Genomic DNA, 16569 nt, shown 5'->3' with positions numbered 1-16569 from the left:
AGATTAAACTGGATGTACTTACATAGATTTTCATAGAAACTGATGTAGGCTTATTCTTGCTGGTAAACCAACTGCAGGGCATCATAGTTATAGTGCTTCGAAATATCCACATCTTGCTGATAAAGGAGAAATAATCTATCCAGCAACTTTTAATGAACATTTAAAAGGATGGCATGGTGGGAATTGGAGGAATAGTAATCCGGGTGAGCCTATAATACCAATTAAAGACTTTTAGGGAGGTAAAATTTTATGGTAAAGATGAAATTGAAAATAGATAATGATTCCAATAAATTAAAGTATGTACCTATTATCAGACAGAATAATAGGGCGAGTATTCAAGATATTAAAGAAAATATAGAAGATAGTAAAGTAGTACTAGAATGTGATTATATTGATACGGATGAATTAAAAGATTTTAAGAAAACAATGGAAGCTGTAATAAGTAAGGGGGCTACAATACATTTGTTTCAAGATGATAGAGAGGTTCAAATTGATTATATTAGTAACCTTATTAGTTCATATGAACAAATTGCTGAAGACAGAGAAAAGCTAGATGATAGGATTTTAGGTGATGATTAAAAAAGAGTAGAGTATTAAAACGTTCAGTTTCAACTTTATATATTGAATTGTAAACAAAATAATAAAAGTTATGGTGTTGAAAATAAACATATATAAGCATATATGTAGATGAATAAAGATAAAGTATATTTGCAGTGGAAAGAAAAGAACCGTTTATTTAAAAATAAAGGCTGATGGTTGTACTTTCAGGGTATTATATTTTAATACTCGGTTTGTTAGAACAGTACGATAAATAGGTGAGATTACATTTTATATGGGAGAGGGAATTATGACAGGGCATTGACACTATTGACGGTGTATATGATGCTATTACAATAAAAAACTAGAGATAGAGGTGTTTTTATAAAATGAAAGTATTTGAAGATTATTTTTCAGAACTACAAGGTGATATGGTTTCTATTTGCTTGGAATATGTAAATGGAAAGGCAGAGGAGATATATATTTACTGCTCCTACGAACCAGAAACATATTATTTTAATGTATTTTATAAAGTTAATGGGAGTATTGTTCATAAGCATATGTTAAATGAATTTTCCGCCGGATATGTTTATGATACTTCTATTGAACGACAAAACACCCTCATGAAGATTGGAAGAGAAGACTTGGAACAAATACATGATAAATTTAAAGAGTTTAATAGAGAGATGCCCACTGAAATGAAACTATCTTATAATGTCGAAAAGAATTCTCTGAATGGAAAGTATAGTTATGATATTCAATACTCAAATTCCAAAGATTTAATGCCGTCAGATATTTTCGGGAAATGGATTAAAGAAGTTGCATGAAAATAAGGTTTTCTTAATGTTAAATAGTTGTAAATTAGAAAACCATTATTTTTAGGTTATAGGAGTAGTGCCAATCTTTGAACTACGAATCCTCAAATTCACTAAAAGAAGGAGTTGAAGACAATGGTCACACCTCAATTTAATAATACCAAGGGGGAAGAACGGTGACTATTAAATCTGCTGTGCGTGAACTAGAGGTACCTTTTACTAAATTCTTGAAGCGATTATGAAGGCATGGTCTATTTCATTCGTCACGAAAGAGGAGCAGACTAGTGGTTAGTGGTGTTGGATTGGATAGATTAAATGAAGTTGCAAGTTTTCACAAACTATAAGCTACTCTATAGCTTTCAGCAGTTCATTAAAAGACCTATGAACAATGTAGCTCACTCTTAAAGCAGTATCCTTAAATTAAGGTACCTGATTCAGATACAATACCTAATTTAAGGGTATGGTATGTCAACACTAAATCAAACGATATTATTAAAGGCTATTTTTTTATAAGCAACCGGACTTAGGTAGCCTAATGTACTGTGCGAACGGATATTATTATACCAATTGACATAATCGAAAAGCTCAAGGGACAGCTGGTTAGGGTTTGATAGTGTGCTCCGTTGATCAATTCTGTTTTTAAAATCTTAAATGTTGCCTCTGCCACCGCATTATCATAAGGATTCCCTTTATGGCTAAGTGATCTTTTAATTTTGTATCCACTTAATAATTCATCGATACCAACGTTTTTAAATTCAGAACCGCGATCTGTATGAAATAAGTTCACGTTTCCCAATGGGTATTTTACAGAATCGAAGGCACGCTGAACTAGAGTAGCGTCTTTTTGTGCTCCGACGCTCCATCCGACAATTTCACGATTGTATAGATCGATTAAGAAACAAACGTAACTCCAGCGATATCCTACTTTTACGTATGTTAAGTCGCTTACTAACACGGACATCTCTTTGTCCACTTCAAATTCTCGATTTAATACGTTTCGAACGGATTCTTCATTTGGTCTTGTTGCCATTGGTTTATAGGAAGGTTTGGCGTATTTTGATTGAAGTCCAAGTTCGCTCATCAATCTTCCAATTCGGCGTCTCGAGATCGTAAGGCCTTCTGTCTCTTTATCTAGTTCTATTTTTAGTTTCCGAGTACCATAAACGTGTCGGTTTTCATTGAAAACCTTAGCGATCTTTTCTTTTAATACGCGTTCTTCTTCCTGCTTTACTTGTTCTTTTTGAGCGGATACTTCAGTGTCATAATAGAAGGTGCTACGCGCAATTTTCAGGACTTTACACATTGCTGATACCGAATAGGTGTGACGGTTTTGTTGAATCACATCTATTTTCGTCCAATGATCAGCGCTGCTTGCTTTAAAATATCTACTTCCATTTCTAGTTGCTTATTTCTCTTCCGTAAGGCAATCAATTCCTGTTCCTCTGGAGATTGATTATCTTTCTCTAAGAAAGAACCTGACTGCCTGAATTGTGTAATCCACCTATCAAGAGCAGATGCGGTTAATTCATATTCTTTGACAATATCTTGTCGGCTTTTCCCATTTTCATATAGGGCAACCACTTGTTTTTTGAAATCTGTAGAAAATGATCTTCTTTTTACGGACATAGTAGATCTCCTCACTTCTTGTGTATTATTCTACTAGCCCTTAATTTGATTGTCCAACTAAGTGTAACCTATCCAGTAAGCCTAGATACTTCTAGCGACTATAATACATTTGTAAGACGACTTAATAATTGGGCTAATTATAGACTAGAGGGTGGGGTTTCATCTTTACCGAAAGGTCTTAAATTAAAGTAGGAGGATACTATAATGGAAAAACAAGGATGGGTTTCTTTTTGGTTAGGTAATATTAAAGATGAGGACTCTATAGGAGAGTATGTAGATTTAACGTATGATGAGGATGGCGAGTCTGTACCTTCCAAATTTTTTATGGATTTTAATATTGATATGGATGAAACAGATGAGGATACTATAGAAAAAGCGGTCTATAAGAATAGTAGTAATGATATTTTCACATTATTAGCTGGGTGTTCGTATGAAGAAATTATCATCCCACAATTTAAGAAAAGTATAGACTTAAAAAAATCATATAATGCAGTAATTCTGATATATAACTTTGAGTATAACAATGAAATTACTTCAACTAATGCTTTTGACTTTATTACTACTACAAATTATGAGTAAGAAAACACTTATAAGTATGGAAAATAGACTTAATTGATGGGCAACACAGAAATTAGTTTTTCTGGAAGAACTGCTTTATAATACGGATAAAAATAATTTAATCAGTCAATTAAGCAATGTAGACAATTCACTAATGATCCATTTTTTTACAGCAAATTATAACTGGAATAGTGGGTTTGATGTTCCAAAAGCACTCATTGAAAATGAGTATTGTGATTTAGGAACAGGATTACTAATATTTCATTACGCAGATGGATTTCAAATGTTAGAAAATCCAGAGGGAGTTTCAAATTCAGCATTAGAAGAGTGGAAGGATTTTTTATTAAATCTTTATAATAAACTATTAAAAATGGGTTTTAAGACACGGAATATATCATTTGAACCTGAATTAACAAAAATTCAGATATATAGGATTAGAAAAAGTAACCCGAATATACCAGATTTGCTTATTAGTAAATCACCAGGTGAATTAGTTGATATTCCTAATATATAATGTGATTTTAAAACCTTGATAGCCAAGTCCCTTTCAAGGTTTTTTGTTGAGGGGATACCTAGTGTCGAATGCACCACTATAAAGAACTGGGTGTACTTACAAAGCTTTTCATAGAAAATAATGTAGACTTTACTGATTTTTATCAGAAATTTAACGATAACTGACAAACCTTCTTTATCTTGGATTGACGGTAAACAACAAGAATAGGGTGTATGGATAGGGTACACTAAGTTGGATAGAAAAATAAGAGTTGAATCTAATTGAAGAGCGCTAGAAACACCCTTTGGAGAAATCGTGGACACTGAAAAAGTCCGCTAATTAAATTGTAACTGAAACTATCCATTGAAAATGCTTAGGCGCTTAAATGATGTTGTAGAAATTATAAAGGAGTTTAAAAATGGAAATTAAAAATAGTGATTACGGTGGATTTATAGTTTCTAAAAACATTAATTCAGGTTTACCAATTAGATACTCTTTTCGAGAAAAAAGCCCTATCCCGCAATTAAATGGATGGAATCTATATTCTACGATCGATGATGATAATTATATTAGTAATGCAGATAATTTTATAGTATTAAATGCTGAATCTATTTATAGAATCTCTCCCGTAATCTTAGAGGTTTTTGATGCTCATTATGGAACTGATTTGTGTTGGTTATACGAAGAGGGGATTCATCTAGGCTTTTATGATTTAAAAGGAGATAGGGAAACCTCTATAAGTGATATACTAAAAAATAATTAAAATGTGATTACTTTTCATTTACTATTTTGCTAGGTTCTTAAGGACGATGAAGAAATAGTTTGGAAGAGTAAGATTATTCAATCCCAAAAAGGCGGAGTTTAAAAACTTAATATTTAATGGAAACTGCGAGAGGAGCAGCCTTTAACATGCCTGTTAGGCTGTCTTGTCCTCATATTTTGTGACTGCTTGAAGTTGTAGGCTAGTATTTATGAGTGAATCCAGATTTTTAAGCGCACTAATACGGACGGGAATATCGTCGATTTTTGAATCCCCTCTTGAGCGCCGAAACAATTCGATTTACTTTATTTACTGCCTGCATCATTTGTTTAACGAATCGGTAGACAAGTTCTAAACGAGATAACTTCTGATAGTGTAATTATGAAAAAAATGAACTGGATGTACTTACAAAGCTTTTCATAGAAAATGGTGTAGACTTTACTGATCTTCATCAGAAATTCAACAATATAAAATGCCTTGGAACCTATCAAAGAGAAGATACAGATTTATATATTTGATAGGTTCATTTTCATATATACCGATGGAGCTATGAAAGTAGTAAATATTAGCCCATTCCACAATGGCTTGCGGCGGAATAATACCATGCTATATCGTTTGGAAAATGAAATAAAAGCAATCGAGACCGCAGTCGAAGGACTCGTTGCGATGGAAGACTCATTGAAAGGGCAAGGTGGTGACGCAATCCGTGCATTTTATGCGGAGTGCCAGCTGCCGTTCTTACAGTTTTTCATGACATTCAAAAGCATTTACGTAAATGTCCTCACCCAAATGGATTCTGCACTTGATGCATTGGAGCCGGATGCGAACGGGTTCATCCGTGAAACATTCCTTGAAGGAGAAGTTGAAGCCGGACTTACAGAAATTTCACAACTGACAAGCAGTCTCACCGACGAAGCGAACGACATTATGAATCAGGTCGCCGATATCGTTGCCCTTCCACATCTGAATGATAGTGATGTGCAGGAGGGGGTGCGGGATGCGCGGAGAAAACGGGATCAAACGATTGCCGATTTGTATGAATTTGATGCGAACCAGACGAGGGCTTTAATAGCGATAGAGAATGACCTTTCCATCATGGAGACATGGCTTGCAGATATCGAAAGTCTCTTCAGAGAAGGACTCACCGGCGTCCATTTTGAGTCTAAACAGTGGGCGGCAATTACACTGAACAGCGGATTGCAAACAGCCATCGATCAACAGGCCACAGCGGTTGCGGGGGGGCCTAGGGAAAAGTAATCAGGATAATCTGATCGGCACGGAAATCAAAGCAGGAGCCTTCCAGACACTTGAAAGTAAAAGAACCGAGACAATCGAGCGTGGAGCTTATGGAAGCTACAATCTGTTAAAATTCCACATCTATGAAAACGGTTTGATTGTAAAAGAATACCAACTTGGGACAAGAAAGCCGATTCAATACGAAGTGGTTAAAGAAGTGGAAGAAGAATTCGATGACGGTGGTTTTCGTGAGCTCGACAACTATTTTGAAGGTACGAAGCTAGCATTTGTGGATTATATCCAGCCGAATGCAATCTTCCGTAAAGGCTTCGGAAAATGGTGCTCGCTATCATCCCTGGAGTTAAGCCATCCAAATATAAAGGGAATCTTTCCGTTAAGAAGACTTCTGCAGTTGAAAATAAGTCTAAGGGTACTGGTAAGATTGAGAAGACATATAGCTGTCCGTCTGGTTATAGAAAAGGGGTTAGGGATGAAGCTTGGGACAAAGCTAAAGGTAAAGTAATAGACCCAGGTACTGTAAAAGTAATGAATAAAGAAGTACCATGGGAAATGGGACATAAACCAGGATACGAATTTAGAAAGCATCAACAAAGTGCACAAGAAAGAGGAATTTCAAGAAAAGAGTTTCTAGATGAACACAATAATCCAGACCACTATCGGCCTGAGCTACCTTCTTCTAATAGAAGCCATAAAGGTGAAGATTTGACGGGCAATTATTTCGGAGATTAAGATTAAATAGTGTTTTAAGGAGGTTTACTATGAGTATTTCTAATGAAAATAAAATAATTGCAAAGTCAGCCTTACATGCCTTAGGTGGCAAACCCAGTGTCTCGAAGTTCTGGGACGATAGTAATGTCAGTAACATTGATATGCTATCAACGATAAACAGACCCTTTGATGGTGTAACATCATACTCGACTATTGGACTATCCAACCATTCAATTGGATTTACTGTTGATGAAACTCCTTTACGAATAGAAATTGTGGGAGCAAGTGCAACAGAGTATGGACAATTTTCTAATGTATTGGCTACTTGTGCTTTTTGTATTATAAATTCAAAATTTTCGGTTTTCCATGGTGAAGTATTTCGAGATATAATAAAGATGTATTATCCCAATAGTGAGATGAAACATATGCTATTTGTTTCACCTTTCTTGTGGGAAGACTTAAAGACGATTGATTTTCCAAACAAAAAAGTTGCATGGTTGCTCGCAGTTCCAATATCTGGAAATGAGTATTTATTTGCTCAAGATAAAGGAACAGATTCATTAGAAGAATTATTTGGGAAGGGAAAAATAGATATTTTTGATCTAGAACGAGAATCAATATTGTGATTTTCTAGTTTGTTGACCTTGATTGGCTTTTGCCTTTTAAGGTTTGTATAACAGTTTCGGGATTGAACAAATTGATTTTTGAATCAAAAGCTTATGACGGTGGGCAGACGTATGTAATTGTATAAAGTGACAATTTAATCAAAGCAATTTAAATGCTGGAACTGATACAATTTCGAATTGTGTTAGTACTAGGTGCCTTGTTAGCGGATAAATAAAATCAAGCCGCACACAGAATTTCGATTCCGTGTGCGGCTTTTTGTGAAATGCAATTAGAAAAGCAAAGTTGCAATAAATGGATTACGCACTCGATGCACTTGAACCGGATGCGAACGGGTTCATCCGTGAAACATTCCTTGAAGGAGAAGTTGAAGCCGGACTTACAGAAATTTCACAACTGACAAGCAGTCTCACCGACGAAGCGAACGACATTATGAATCAGGTCGCCGATATCGTTGCCCTTCCACATCTGAATGATAGTGATGTGCAGGAAGGGGTTCGGGATGCACGGAGGAAACGGGATCATACGATTGCCGATTTGTATGAATTTGATGCGAACCAGACGAGGGCTTTAATAACGATAGAGAATGACCTGAAGACGATGGAAACATGGATTTCTGATATCGAAGGATTGTTCACTGACGGTGTGACGGCCATTGACTTCCCAATGGATAAATGGGCAGCATTGTCGGCGAAAAATACACTTCAGACAGATTTAGCACAACGGACTGCCGGGATGGACGGCGTAAATGGGGGACAAGTATCTGGTGATGAACTTGGCAATCTAGTAGGGGCGAATACTTCTGAAGATGAGCAATTGAAGGCACTCTATGCCGCAATGGAAAAAGAACAACATGTGGGTAATCCTGTGAATGACTACCCAATCGATCCCCATACAGGCGAATACATCATGATGAACCAAGGACTCGTTCGTGTATCAAAGGATTACGGCCCCAAAGAACTGAGCCTCATTGATAAAGCCGGGTTGGGAGTAGCAAACTTCTTAATCCTGGATGACTTAAAAACAATCACGGATCCCGATAGTTCCTATGTGGCCAAGGGACTGTCCATGGCCTCGATTACCCCTTTTGGGCCAGCGATAAAAGCGGGTAACGCGGGTATTAGACTTGTTAGAAAATCTTCAATTGTGAAGTGGATAAGTCCTAAGAAAGTTGAAAATGTTACTGGTAAGGGTAAAGGTGCATCGAGTAATAATGGAGAAACTATTGATACTATCGATGCTGACAAAGATGTTAACATCGATAACTTCGACTTCGGTAAATTCTTGAAAAAACACAAAGATGATCCACCAGAAGAAATGAAGAATCACCACGCACATCACATTCTATTTAAGAGAGGTAATGGAAAAGCTCAACAAGAGCTTGTTAAGGAAGGACAAGAAATATTAAGAGAATATGATATAGACCCAATTTACGGCCTTGAAAATTTGACTTGGGCACCAAATATAAAAGGTCAACATGATATTACGGCACTTCGAAATGTTGTAGATAAGATTAAAGAAGTGGAAAATAGTGGCGGTGACCGGGATGATATCGTTCAAATACTTGAACGATTAGGTCGTATAGCCGCTCAAAGGAGATAGTGGGAATATGGAAATTATACAACTAGCTAAAGAAATACGTACAGCTATCAAGCAAAATAATGTCGAACGAGTAGTCGAGTTAATTGGTTCAGATATGGAACTCTTGAATTTGGTGACAACATTTGGAACTTTTCTTCATGTAGCAGCCACACATGGAAAGCTTGAAATAGTCAAGAAACTTATAGAGTTAGGTGCTGACATAAATAGGCGCGGTGCTATACTTGGTGGTGGAGCAATTAATGAAGCGGCTTCAGATGGACACATTGAAATTGTGAGATATTTATTGTCCTGTGGGGCTGAATTGGATGTGAGCGAACCAGAAAGGAATCCTTTATTTTCTGCAATTCTGGGTGGACATATAGATATTGTAAAACTTCTGATTGAAAATGGAATTGATATTCATGTGAAGTACACAGGAGAATCTATGAAAAATATGGGTGCATTAGCATTTGCGCATGAACGTGGGCAAAAGGTAATTGCTGATTTATTGGATCCCGATAAAAAAGAAGAATATAAGGATACTAGGCAATATGAAACAACGGAGATTTTAGATTATATAACTGAACAGTTTGGCCCTATTGATCACACAATCAGTGAAATCATCCCTGGCAGTAAGGTAGCGGTTAATGTTCAAGTGATACTGCCATCGAAAGAACATGATTATATAACTCTTGTGACAACTGGGATGAGTGATGTTGCAATGGATGATTCAGAAGGCAGTGAGGAATTTAAGTACGCCGAATTAGTCCTGAAATTACCTGCAAATTCGCCAATCAGTAAAGAGGAAATGAAGAACAAAGATCATTATTGGCCTTTGAAGTGGCTGAGAATGGTTGCGCACATTCCGCATAAATATGATGGTTGGTTAGGTGAAGGGGTTATTCTTCCAAATGGGGAACCGCCAATGCCATTTGCAGCCACTACAGCGTTATCATGTATTTTGGTAAGTGAATCTGAAGATATGGGTAGTATTTTAGATACGGAAAATAGAATAATTAATTTTTATACGTTACTCCCTATTTATGAAGAAGAAAGAGAGATCGCATTACACAATGGGCATGACTTTTTAATGGGGAAATTCGATGAGTTTGGTATTTCAGATGTGCTTGATATAAACAGAAAAAATGTTGGTTTGGAAGGATAATGCTTGGACTATGCTGAATTACTGAGGTGACATAAAACACCATTGATAAATGTCACATTTTTTAAAAGTACATTTGTCGATGGTGTTTTTGCATGGGGAAAAACGTATATACAGGGGAGGTAAAGTGGGTAGAAATATGGCACATGATAAAACAGTAGAGTCTGTGCATCCGTGGTATCCATCAGAGGAGGAATGAAGTTGGCTTCATAGTTTTAAAATAGGGTATAAGATTGGGAATAAAGACTGGGAGTTTGCAGACTTGAAAAATAAACCAGGAGGTAAATAATGATGGATGAAAATAAGTTGAGTAGTATTTACCAAGATATTGCTCAAACAGTGGTCGAAACGATCCCAGAAGAGTGGTCAAAAGTATTTGTATATGGTGAAATAAACGAAGATGTACGTAAAGCATACTTCTATTATTATCCAGAAAACGACGATTCTCCAATTCATAGCCATAATATCTCGCAGCTTTTTGATATAGGGGAAGAGGTCTATGATGATTTGTGGTATAAACTACTAGAAGGTTTAGAAAAACTTTGGTATGAATTTAAAAATAATAACCAGGAACCTTGGACAAATCTCACATTTATTTTTAACGGTGAAGGTAAATTAAAGATTGACTATGACTACGAGGATTTATCGGAAGCAGATGATTATGAAAGGCGAATTATTTGGAAGTATAAGTACCTAGGGCGTATACCTGAGGATGAAGACGACCAAGAATTCTTAAGGAAGTATTTACAATCAATTGAAGAAAAAGAGAATGAAAACGATAACGAACAATAATTAAAAAATCTTGATTGAACGAATATTAACCGCTCAGTCAAGATTTTTTCATATTGAACTCACATTTCGCAGCCTTCCCCAACCCTAAAGGTATTTTCTTTAATCGTGTCGAAAAGTATATTTACCTCTTTATTCGGACGGCAAAGAAGGTATTGAACTTCACAGCCAACATCCCCTTGTGAGTGGATTTCATTTGATACACTCGCTCAAAAAGCGGAAACCCCTAATCAAATGAGCTGTGCTTACTGTATCTGTTTTATGCCCTTCTTTTTTAAGCCATGCATATACTTTGGACACTGATATCATTTGTAGCACACCAGGCCGTGACGCTGGACTCACCACTCGCTTTAAATGTGTCAATCCGCACCTGCCACATGGCTCGCCGTTCGTCTCTTGTCATGAAAAAACCTCCTAACCATTGATGTTAATGTGATTATCACATAACACTAAAGAGGTTAGAAGGTGGGGAGTATTTGGCGCTTACTTTGATGCGAACCAGACGAGGGCTTTGATAACGATAGAGAATGACCTTTCCATCATGGAGACATGGCTTGAAGATATCGGAAGACTCTTCAAGGAAGGGCTCACCTGCGTCCATTTTGTGTCTAAACAGTGGGCGACAATTACACTGAAAAGTGGATTGAAAACAGCCGTCGATCAACAAACCTCTACGTTTTTAGTGGAAGTAGAGAACAGTGATCAGGCCAATCTCGAAGGTACGGAAATCGACCCCAGACATGGAAAAGGAGCACCATCAGGAAAACTATTCCCAAGGAGGTAAATATATGGCGGAATTCGAACTTATAAATGATTTAGAAAATAAAACCTATAAGGTACCTGAAGATGATATTTTAAAAGCTGAGCATAGGATGGGTATCAGTTTCCCAAATGATTTAAAACAATTATATTTAGAAGTTGGTTATGGTTTTATTAAAGGTCAAAGTACAAATGCGATAAATAGGATACTTGGACCAGGGACTGCAGCAGATTTTAGACTAAGAGAAGGTATTTTTGAATTTGACCCAGATCTCGATGAACTTTATGATGATGAAGATAAACTTATTTTCTTTGAAGTAAACGAAGGTGTATATATATCATTAGATTTGCAAATAGTAAATAATCCGGTATTTTATTTTGATATTCAAATAGCCGAGTCGCTAGAGGATTTCTTCAAGAAATTTCCCAACGATAATGAATATTATATAGATTTAATTGAGGAGTAGGCTTATAAAGTAGGGAAGTATTTGAAAAAAAGAATATGTTAATGTTAACCTGGATAGGCTAAGTACCTTTCAAGGTCTTTTATTTACATAGGTTTTTATGGTTAAAATACTTACATGTTTTAACCTAAATTCTATGAAGGTTAGCAAACTTATGAATTTAGCTATAGGTGATATTTATCCTCCAGGCAAATAATCTAGTAGGAGGTTTTAGTTTTGTGGTAAAAATTGTTGTCCAGAATACAAAAAAATGAAGAGGAATATGGAGACACACGTAGAAAGCCGGCGACCAACAAAGAACTAGAGAATATGAAACAAACTATCAAAGGAGATTTGTCGACATGACTTCACCTGAAATGTGGTTAATCAGCATCAGGTACCTGTCAATCATTCAATTGTGAAACTTTATAATAATCATGTTTTTTCCGGTGATTGTAGTCCATGTAATTACAAGGATAGTGTAAATATGGAAAAATGAACTGGATGTAACTACAAAAATTTCCATATAAAATAATGTAGGCTTTACTAAACTTCATAAGAAATTCAACAATAAAAACTCCTTGGAACCTATCAAAGTCAAGATACAGATTTATGTATTTGATAGGTTCCTTTTTCATATATACCGATGGCGCTATGAAAGTAGTAAATATCAGCCCATTCCACGATGGCTTGCGGAGGAATAATACCATGCTAAATCGTTTGGAAAATGAAATGAAAGCAATCGAGACCGCAGTCGAAGGACTCGTTGCGCTGGAAGACTCCCTTAAAGGGCAAGATGGTGGTGCAATTCGCGCATTTTATGCGGAGTGTCACCTGCCGTTTTTACAGTTTTTCATGACGTTTAAAAGCAATTACGGAAATGTCCTGACCCAAATGGATTCCGCACTCTATGCGCTGGAGCCGAATGCGAACGGGTTCATCCGTCAAACGTTCCTTGAAGGAGAAGTTGAAGAAGGACTTACGGTAATTTCTAGACTGACAAGCAGTCTCACCGACGAAGCGAATGACATTATGAATCAGGTCGCCGATATCGTTGCCCTTCCACATCTGAATGATAGTGATGTGCAGGAAGGGGTTCTGGATGCACGGAGGAAACGGGATATTACGATTGTCGATTTGTATGAATTTGATGCGAACCAGACGGGGGCTTTAATGACGATAGAGAATGACCTTTCCATCATGGAGACATGGCTTGCCGATATCGAAAGTCTCTTCAAGGGTGGGCTCACCGGCGTCCATTTTGAGTCTAAACAGTGGGCGGCAATTACACTGAACAGTGATTAGAATAATCTGATCGGTACGGAAATCAAAGCAGGAGCCTTCCAGACACTTGAAAGAGTTGCATTTACGGGAGAGGAATTCCTTATGTCGACCAAAATTCTATGGATTTTGAGATAGAACATACCTATGAAAAATTATAGAGCGTTCATATTCACCCTCGATGTGCGAACGATTTTCTATTAAATTTATAAAAAGTTTCCGTTTGTATGGTCTTTGAAATTTGTTTTGAAAGAACCGGTAACTCAGGACTATCAATAAAAGAAACCAATAATCCACCATTTGCCTAAGCCGTAACAGCTTTGAAACCACTCGACTTCTGTTAAATCTGTATCTTTCCGAATGTACTCATCGTATTTGAAGTGCAGTATAGGGAAGTGCGTGAACTTACTAAATCTCTGAGTCTTTTGATAGGCATACATTACCCTCTTTGATCTGTTTGGATTTTCTTGAAAAGTTAACAAAGTAAATGCCAAGTAAAATCAGAAATGCTCCAATAAAATGGTGGAGGAGGAACGCCTCTTGAAGAAAGACCACCCCTGCTAAAACTGTGATGAGTGTGGCCAAATTACTAAAAATGCTCATTTGCACTGCTGGAATTTTAGCTAACACATAGTTTGAGAGAAATGACGTCAACAAAGATGAAAGCAGGCTTAAATATAGAATACTGAGCATAAACTCTCGGGAAGCAAACGATTCAAAATAACTTTCTACAGAACCATTCAATATCCGGCTTCCAAGGGAAAATGCATTAAAGAAAACAAATCCAAACAATGTGATGATATAGGTAAGCTGAAAAGGTGTGTAGTGCTTTGTTAACTTGCGGACAAGCACATGGTAAAAGGCGATGGAAAGAGACGAAAAAATAATTAGGAGACTTCCCCAAAAATTAGTGAGTCCTTGTTCTCCATTCATATTAATCATCAGATATACGACGCCTACGACAGAAAAAGCAATGCCCAATTTTTGTTTACTTGTCGAAGATTCCTTCAATAATAGGCTAGCAAGTATCAAAGTGAATATGGGTACAATCGCTTGAAAAATTCCAGCCTGGGAAGAAGATATATAGCTGAGCCCATATACTTGAAATCCGAAAAACAATACTGGATACAACAAGGCAATCATGAGAAACAAGGAAAGATGCTGCTTCTGAATCCGTATCCGTCTTTTTTGAAAAAGCAAAATAAGGCTTGCACCGACCCAGGCAATCGTGAAGCGGTGGGTTAAAGTTTCAAGTGGGGACGCTGTGCTTAATGTCCACTTAACAAACAAGAAAGATAAACCTATAATAATTGAAAATGAAATAGCTGCTATCAATGTCTTGGGATGCATGGTTTCCCTCCTTTTCTTCATTAGGTTAAGCATATAGGTATTCCTATACCGAAGTTTCGAAAAAAAATGTAACTGTACCGGTACAGTAAAAGGGTATAATGAGGAAAAGTTCCAAGTGGATTGAATAAGGAGGTCAGGTAGATGAGAAAGTACATGCTTGTTTACCAAATGCTAAAAGAACAAATTGAAACGGAACAGTTGCAGGCAGGTCAGAAAATATCTTCTATTCGGTCCCTCAGCGAACGTTTGGGTGTAAATAAAACAACGATTATTGCTGCACTACAAATGTTAGAACAGCAACACCTGGTATACGCTGTTCCGAAAAGTGGATATTACGTGATGGATCATCTAAAAATGGTAGAACCAAAAATGAATTATGCCTATGATTTTGCGACAGCTACTCCAACGTGGCATGCTTTCCCATTTCAAGATTTCCAACACTGCATTAATAAAGCGATTGATACATATCAGGAAGAATTATTTAACTATGGGACACCTCAGGGAATGCCAGCCTTACTGAACGAAGGCAGAAAGCTTTTAGAGGATTATCAGGTATTCAGCAAACCGTCCCAGTTATTCATAACTTCTGGTATTCAGCAAGCACTATTCATATTAAGTATGATGCCCTTTCCTAACGGAGGATCAACAATTCTGGTTGAAGAGCCAACCTATCACCTCTATCTTCAGCAACTTCAAACCTACAATTTGTCAGTAAAGGGAATCAAACGCAATACAGAAGGAATAGACTTAGAAGAACTGGAACGGATATTTCAGCAAGGGGATATTAAATTCTTCTATACCATGCCAAGATTTCACAATCCTTTGGGGTGTTCCTATGATACTGCGACGATAAAGGCGATTGTCAAACTCGCAAAAACATACAACGTCTATCTGGTGGAGGATGATTACTTGGCTGACTTTGAATACCGTCAGCGCAGAGATCCGCTTTATGCTTTTGATGCTGAAGAAATGGTCATTTACTTAAAAAGCTTCTCCAAAATCATGTTTCCTGGCTTGCGTCTTGGCCTCGTTGTCTTACCCTCTCAATTGGTCCCTGTATTTCAGAAGTTCAAGAATACAACTGACATTGACAGCTCTATGGTCTCACAGGCAGCGCTAGCTCTTTACCTTAAAAGCGGCATGTTTGCTCATTACCAAGAGAAGGTGAGCAAGGCTTATATCGGGCGCGCTAAAGTCTTACAAGAGGCACTAGAAAATCACTTACCCGAAATTAAAAAAGCCGCTGAACTAGTGATGCACACTAGTCTAAAAGTTCCTCCGAATATCAATTTGGGTTCTTTAATTGAGGATTGCCGCAAAAATAATGTCTTAATCGAAGCTGTGAACGGGAATTACTTAGAAGGAAGTTATGTCGACAGAATTTTAAAACTGAATGTTTCCAATCTACATGTTGACTGGATTGACGGAGGCATACAACTCATTGCTGAACAATTAAGAAGTTCAAATCATTACTTCCAATGAGCCAATTAAGGAGTCAACGTATGATTCAATTCAAAGCTGTTTCATAACTTAATACCTTTTTCTATCAGAACCAAAAAGAGATTAAGGATATTTTTCCATGACCTTTTTACATAACTCACAATTCTGTTTGAACAACTAGCCAATGTAGATACAGAAGATATTAATGTTTTGATCAGCTACTTCCAAATAGGTGTGGATTATATTTTACGCTTACGTTATATACACAGTAGACATATGAGGGATTGCTACACATGCTTCATGTTATCTAAACAACCCATGATTGGTATCGAGAAAAGTTAGTTGAAACTACAGGATATCGATTTTGTAATGGTTGAAAATTAGCA

General features: G+C 36.8%; 17 protein-coding genes and 1 pseudogene. 16 read left to right on the top strand and 2 right to left on the bottom strand.

Going from position 1 to position 16569, the window contains the following annotated elements; all coding sequences use genetic code 11:
• Positions 1 to 249: 249 nt before the first annotated feature.
• Together MKX62_RS22845 and MKX62_RS22840 are read left to right on the top strand one after the other, a co-directional pair.
• Entirely contained in the window at positions 250 to 579 is a 330-nt protein-coding gene (locus MKX62_RS22845; protein ID WP_338656044.1) for a hypothetical protein, read from the top strand.
• Between the two features lie 347 nt (positions 580 to 926).
• Positions 927 to 1364 carry a DUF600 domain-containing protein gene (locus tag MKX62_RS22840; protein ID WP_338656046.1) on the top strand — a complete coding sequence of 146 codons (438 nt, stop codon included), beginning with the start codon at positions 927 to 929 and terminating at the stop codon, positions 1362 to 1364.
• 467 nt (positions 1365 to 1831) lie between these two features.
• Here the strand turns inward: MKX62_RS22840 and MKX62_RS22835 are convergent.
• A pseudogene (locus MKX62_RS22835) lies at positions 1832 to 2978 on the bottom strand (IS3 family transposase).
• Between the two features lie 204 nt (positions 2979 to 3182).
• Here MKX62_RS22835 and MKX62_RS22830 point away from each other — a divergent pair.
• The 13 genes from MKX62_RS22830 (at position 3183) to MKX62_RS22770 (ending at position 13417) form a co-directional block, all read left to right on the top strand.
• On the top strand, positions 3183 to 3557 hold the full coding sequence (locus MKX62_RS22830) for an immunity 22 family protein (protein WP_338656049.1): 375 nt from the start codon (positions 3183 to 3185) through the stop codon (positions 3555 to 3557).
• Between the two features lie 133 nt (positions 3558 to 3690).
• Positions 3691 to 4050, top strand: coding sequence for a DUF4274 domain-containing protein (locus tag MKX62_RS22825; RefSeq protein ID WP_422397632.1), 360 nt, complete (start codon positions 3691 to 3693; stop codon positions 4048 to 4050).
• Between the two features lie 397 nt (positions 4051 to 4447).
• Entirely contained in the window at positions 4448 to 4792 is a 345-nt protein-coding gene (locus MKX62_RS22820) for a DUF2185 domain-containing protein (RefSeq protein WP_340742431.1), read from the top strand.
• A 546-nt stretch (positions 4793 to 5338) separates the two neighbouring features.
• Positions 5339 to 6046, top strand: a complete 708-nt coding sequence (locus tag MKX62_RS22815; protein ID WP_340742430.1) for a ribonuclease YeeF family protein — start codon at positions 5339 to 5341, stop codon at positions 6044 to 6046.
• Entirely contained in the window at positions 6021 to 6548 is a 528-nt protein-coding gene (locus tag MKX62_RS22810) for a hypothetical protein (protein WP_340742429.1), read from the top strand. Before MKX62_RS22815 ends, MKX62_RS22810 begins: the two co-directional genes overlap by 26 nt.
• Positions 6549 to 6571: 23 nt before the next feature.
• Positions 6572 to 6775 carry an HNH/ENDO VII family nuclease gene (locus MKX62_RS22805; RefSeq protein WP_187045277.1) on the top strand — a complete coding sequence of 68 codons (204 nt, stop codon included), beginning with the start codon at positions 6572 to 6574 and terminating at the stop codon, positions 6773 to 6775.
• Positions 6776 to 6804: 29 nt separating this feature from the next.
• Positions 6805 to 7380: a suppressor of fused domain protein gene (locus MKX62_RS22800; protein ID WP_187045276.1), complete on the top strand. Its 576-nt coding sequence runs from the start codon at positions 6805 to 6807 to the stop codon at positions 7378 to 7380.
• 292 nt (positions 7381 to 7672) lie between these two features.
• A complete protein-coding gene (locus MKX62_RS22795) occupies positions 7673 to 8980 on the top strand; it encodes a T7SS effector LXG polymorphic toxin (RefSeq protein WP_340742428.1) in 1308 nt (435 codons plus the stop codon).
• Between the two features lie 7 nt (positions 8981 to 8987).
• The gene (locus tag MKX62_RS22790) at positions 8988 to 10124 is read left to right on the top strand and encodes an ankyrin repeat domain-containing protein (RefSeq protein WP_067210848.1); all 1137 of its coding nucleotides are present in this window, start codon (positions 8988 to 8990) and stop codon (positions 10122 to 10124) included.
• Positions 10125 to 10412: 288 nt separating this feature from the next.
• Positions 10413 to 10913, top strand: a complete 501-nt coding sequence (locus MKX62_RS22785; RefSeq protein ID WP_067213999.1) for an immunity protein YezG family protein — start codon at positions 10413 to 10415, stop codon at positions 10911 to 10913.
• 508 nt (positions 10914 to 11421) lie between these two features.
• Positions 11422 to 11694: a hypothetical protein gene (locus MKX62_RS22780; protein WP_340742427.1), complete on the top strand. Its 273-nt coding sequence runs from the start codon at positions 11422 to 11424 to the stop codon at positions 11692 to 11694.
• Positions 11695 to 11698: 4 nt separating this feature from the next.
• Complete coding sequence (locus MKX62_RS22775) at positions 11699 to 12136, top strand: SMI1/KNR4 family protein (protein WP_067210844.1); 438 nt, start codon at positions 11699 to 11701, stop codon at positions 12134 to 12136.
• 588 nt (positions 12137 to 12724) lie between these two features.
• Positions 12725 to 13417, top strand: coding sequence for a ribonuclease YeeF family protein (locus MKX62_RS22770; protein ID WP_340742426.1), 693 nt, complete (start codon positions 12725 to 12727; stop codon positions 13415 to 13417).
• Between the two features lie 384 nt (positions 13418 to 13801).
• Here the strand turns inward: MKX62_RS22770 and MKX62_RS22765 are convergent, their stop codons facing one another.
• Positions 13802 to 14743, bottom strand: a complete 942-nt coding sequence (locus MKX62_RS22765) for a DMT family transporter (protein ID WP_338656070.1) — start codon at positions 14741 to 14743, stop codon at positions 13802 to 13804.
• A 141-nt stretch (positions 14744 to 14884) separates the two neighbouring features.
• Here MKX62_RS22765 and MKX62_RS22760 point away from each other — a divergent pair, with 141 nt between their 5' ends.
• Positions 14885 to 16225, top strand: coding sequence for an aminotransferase-like domain-containing protein (locus MKX62_RS22760; RefSeq protein ID WP_338656071.1), 1341 nt, complete (start codon positions 14885 to 14887; stop codon positions 16223 to 16225).
• The last annotated feature ends 344 nt before the right edge of the window (positions 16226 to 16569 follow it).

It is taken from the genome of Sporosarcina sp. FSL K6-5500 (assembly GCF_038005665.1).
GTDB lineage: Bacteria > Bacillota > Bacilli > Bacillales_A > Planococcaceae > Sporosarcina > Sporosarcina psychrophila.
Note: the sequence above shows the minus strand (reverse complement) of the source record. Positions and strands in the feature narration are given on the sequence as shown.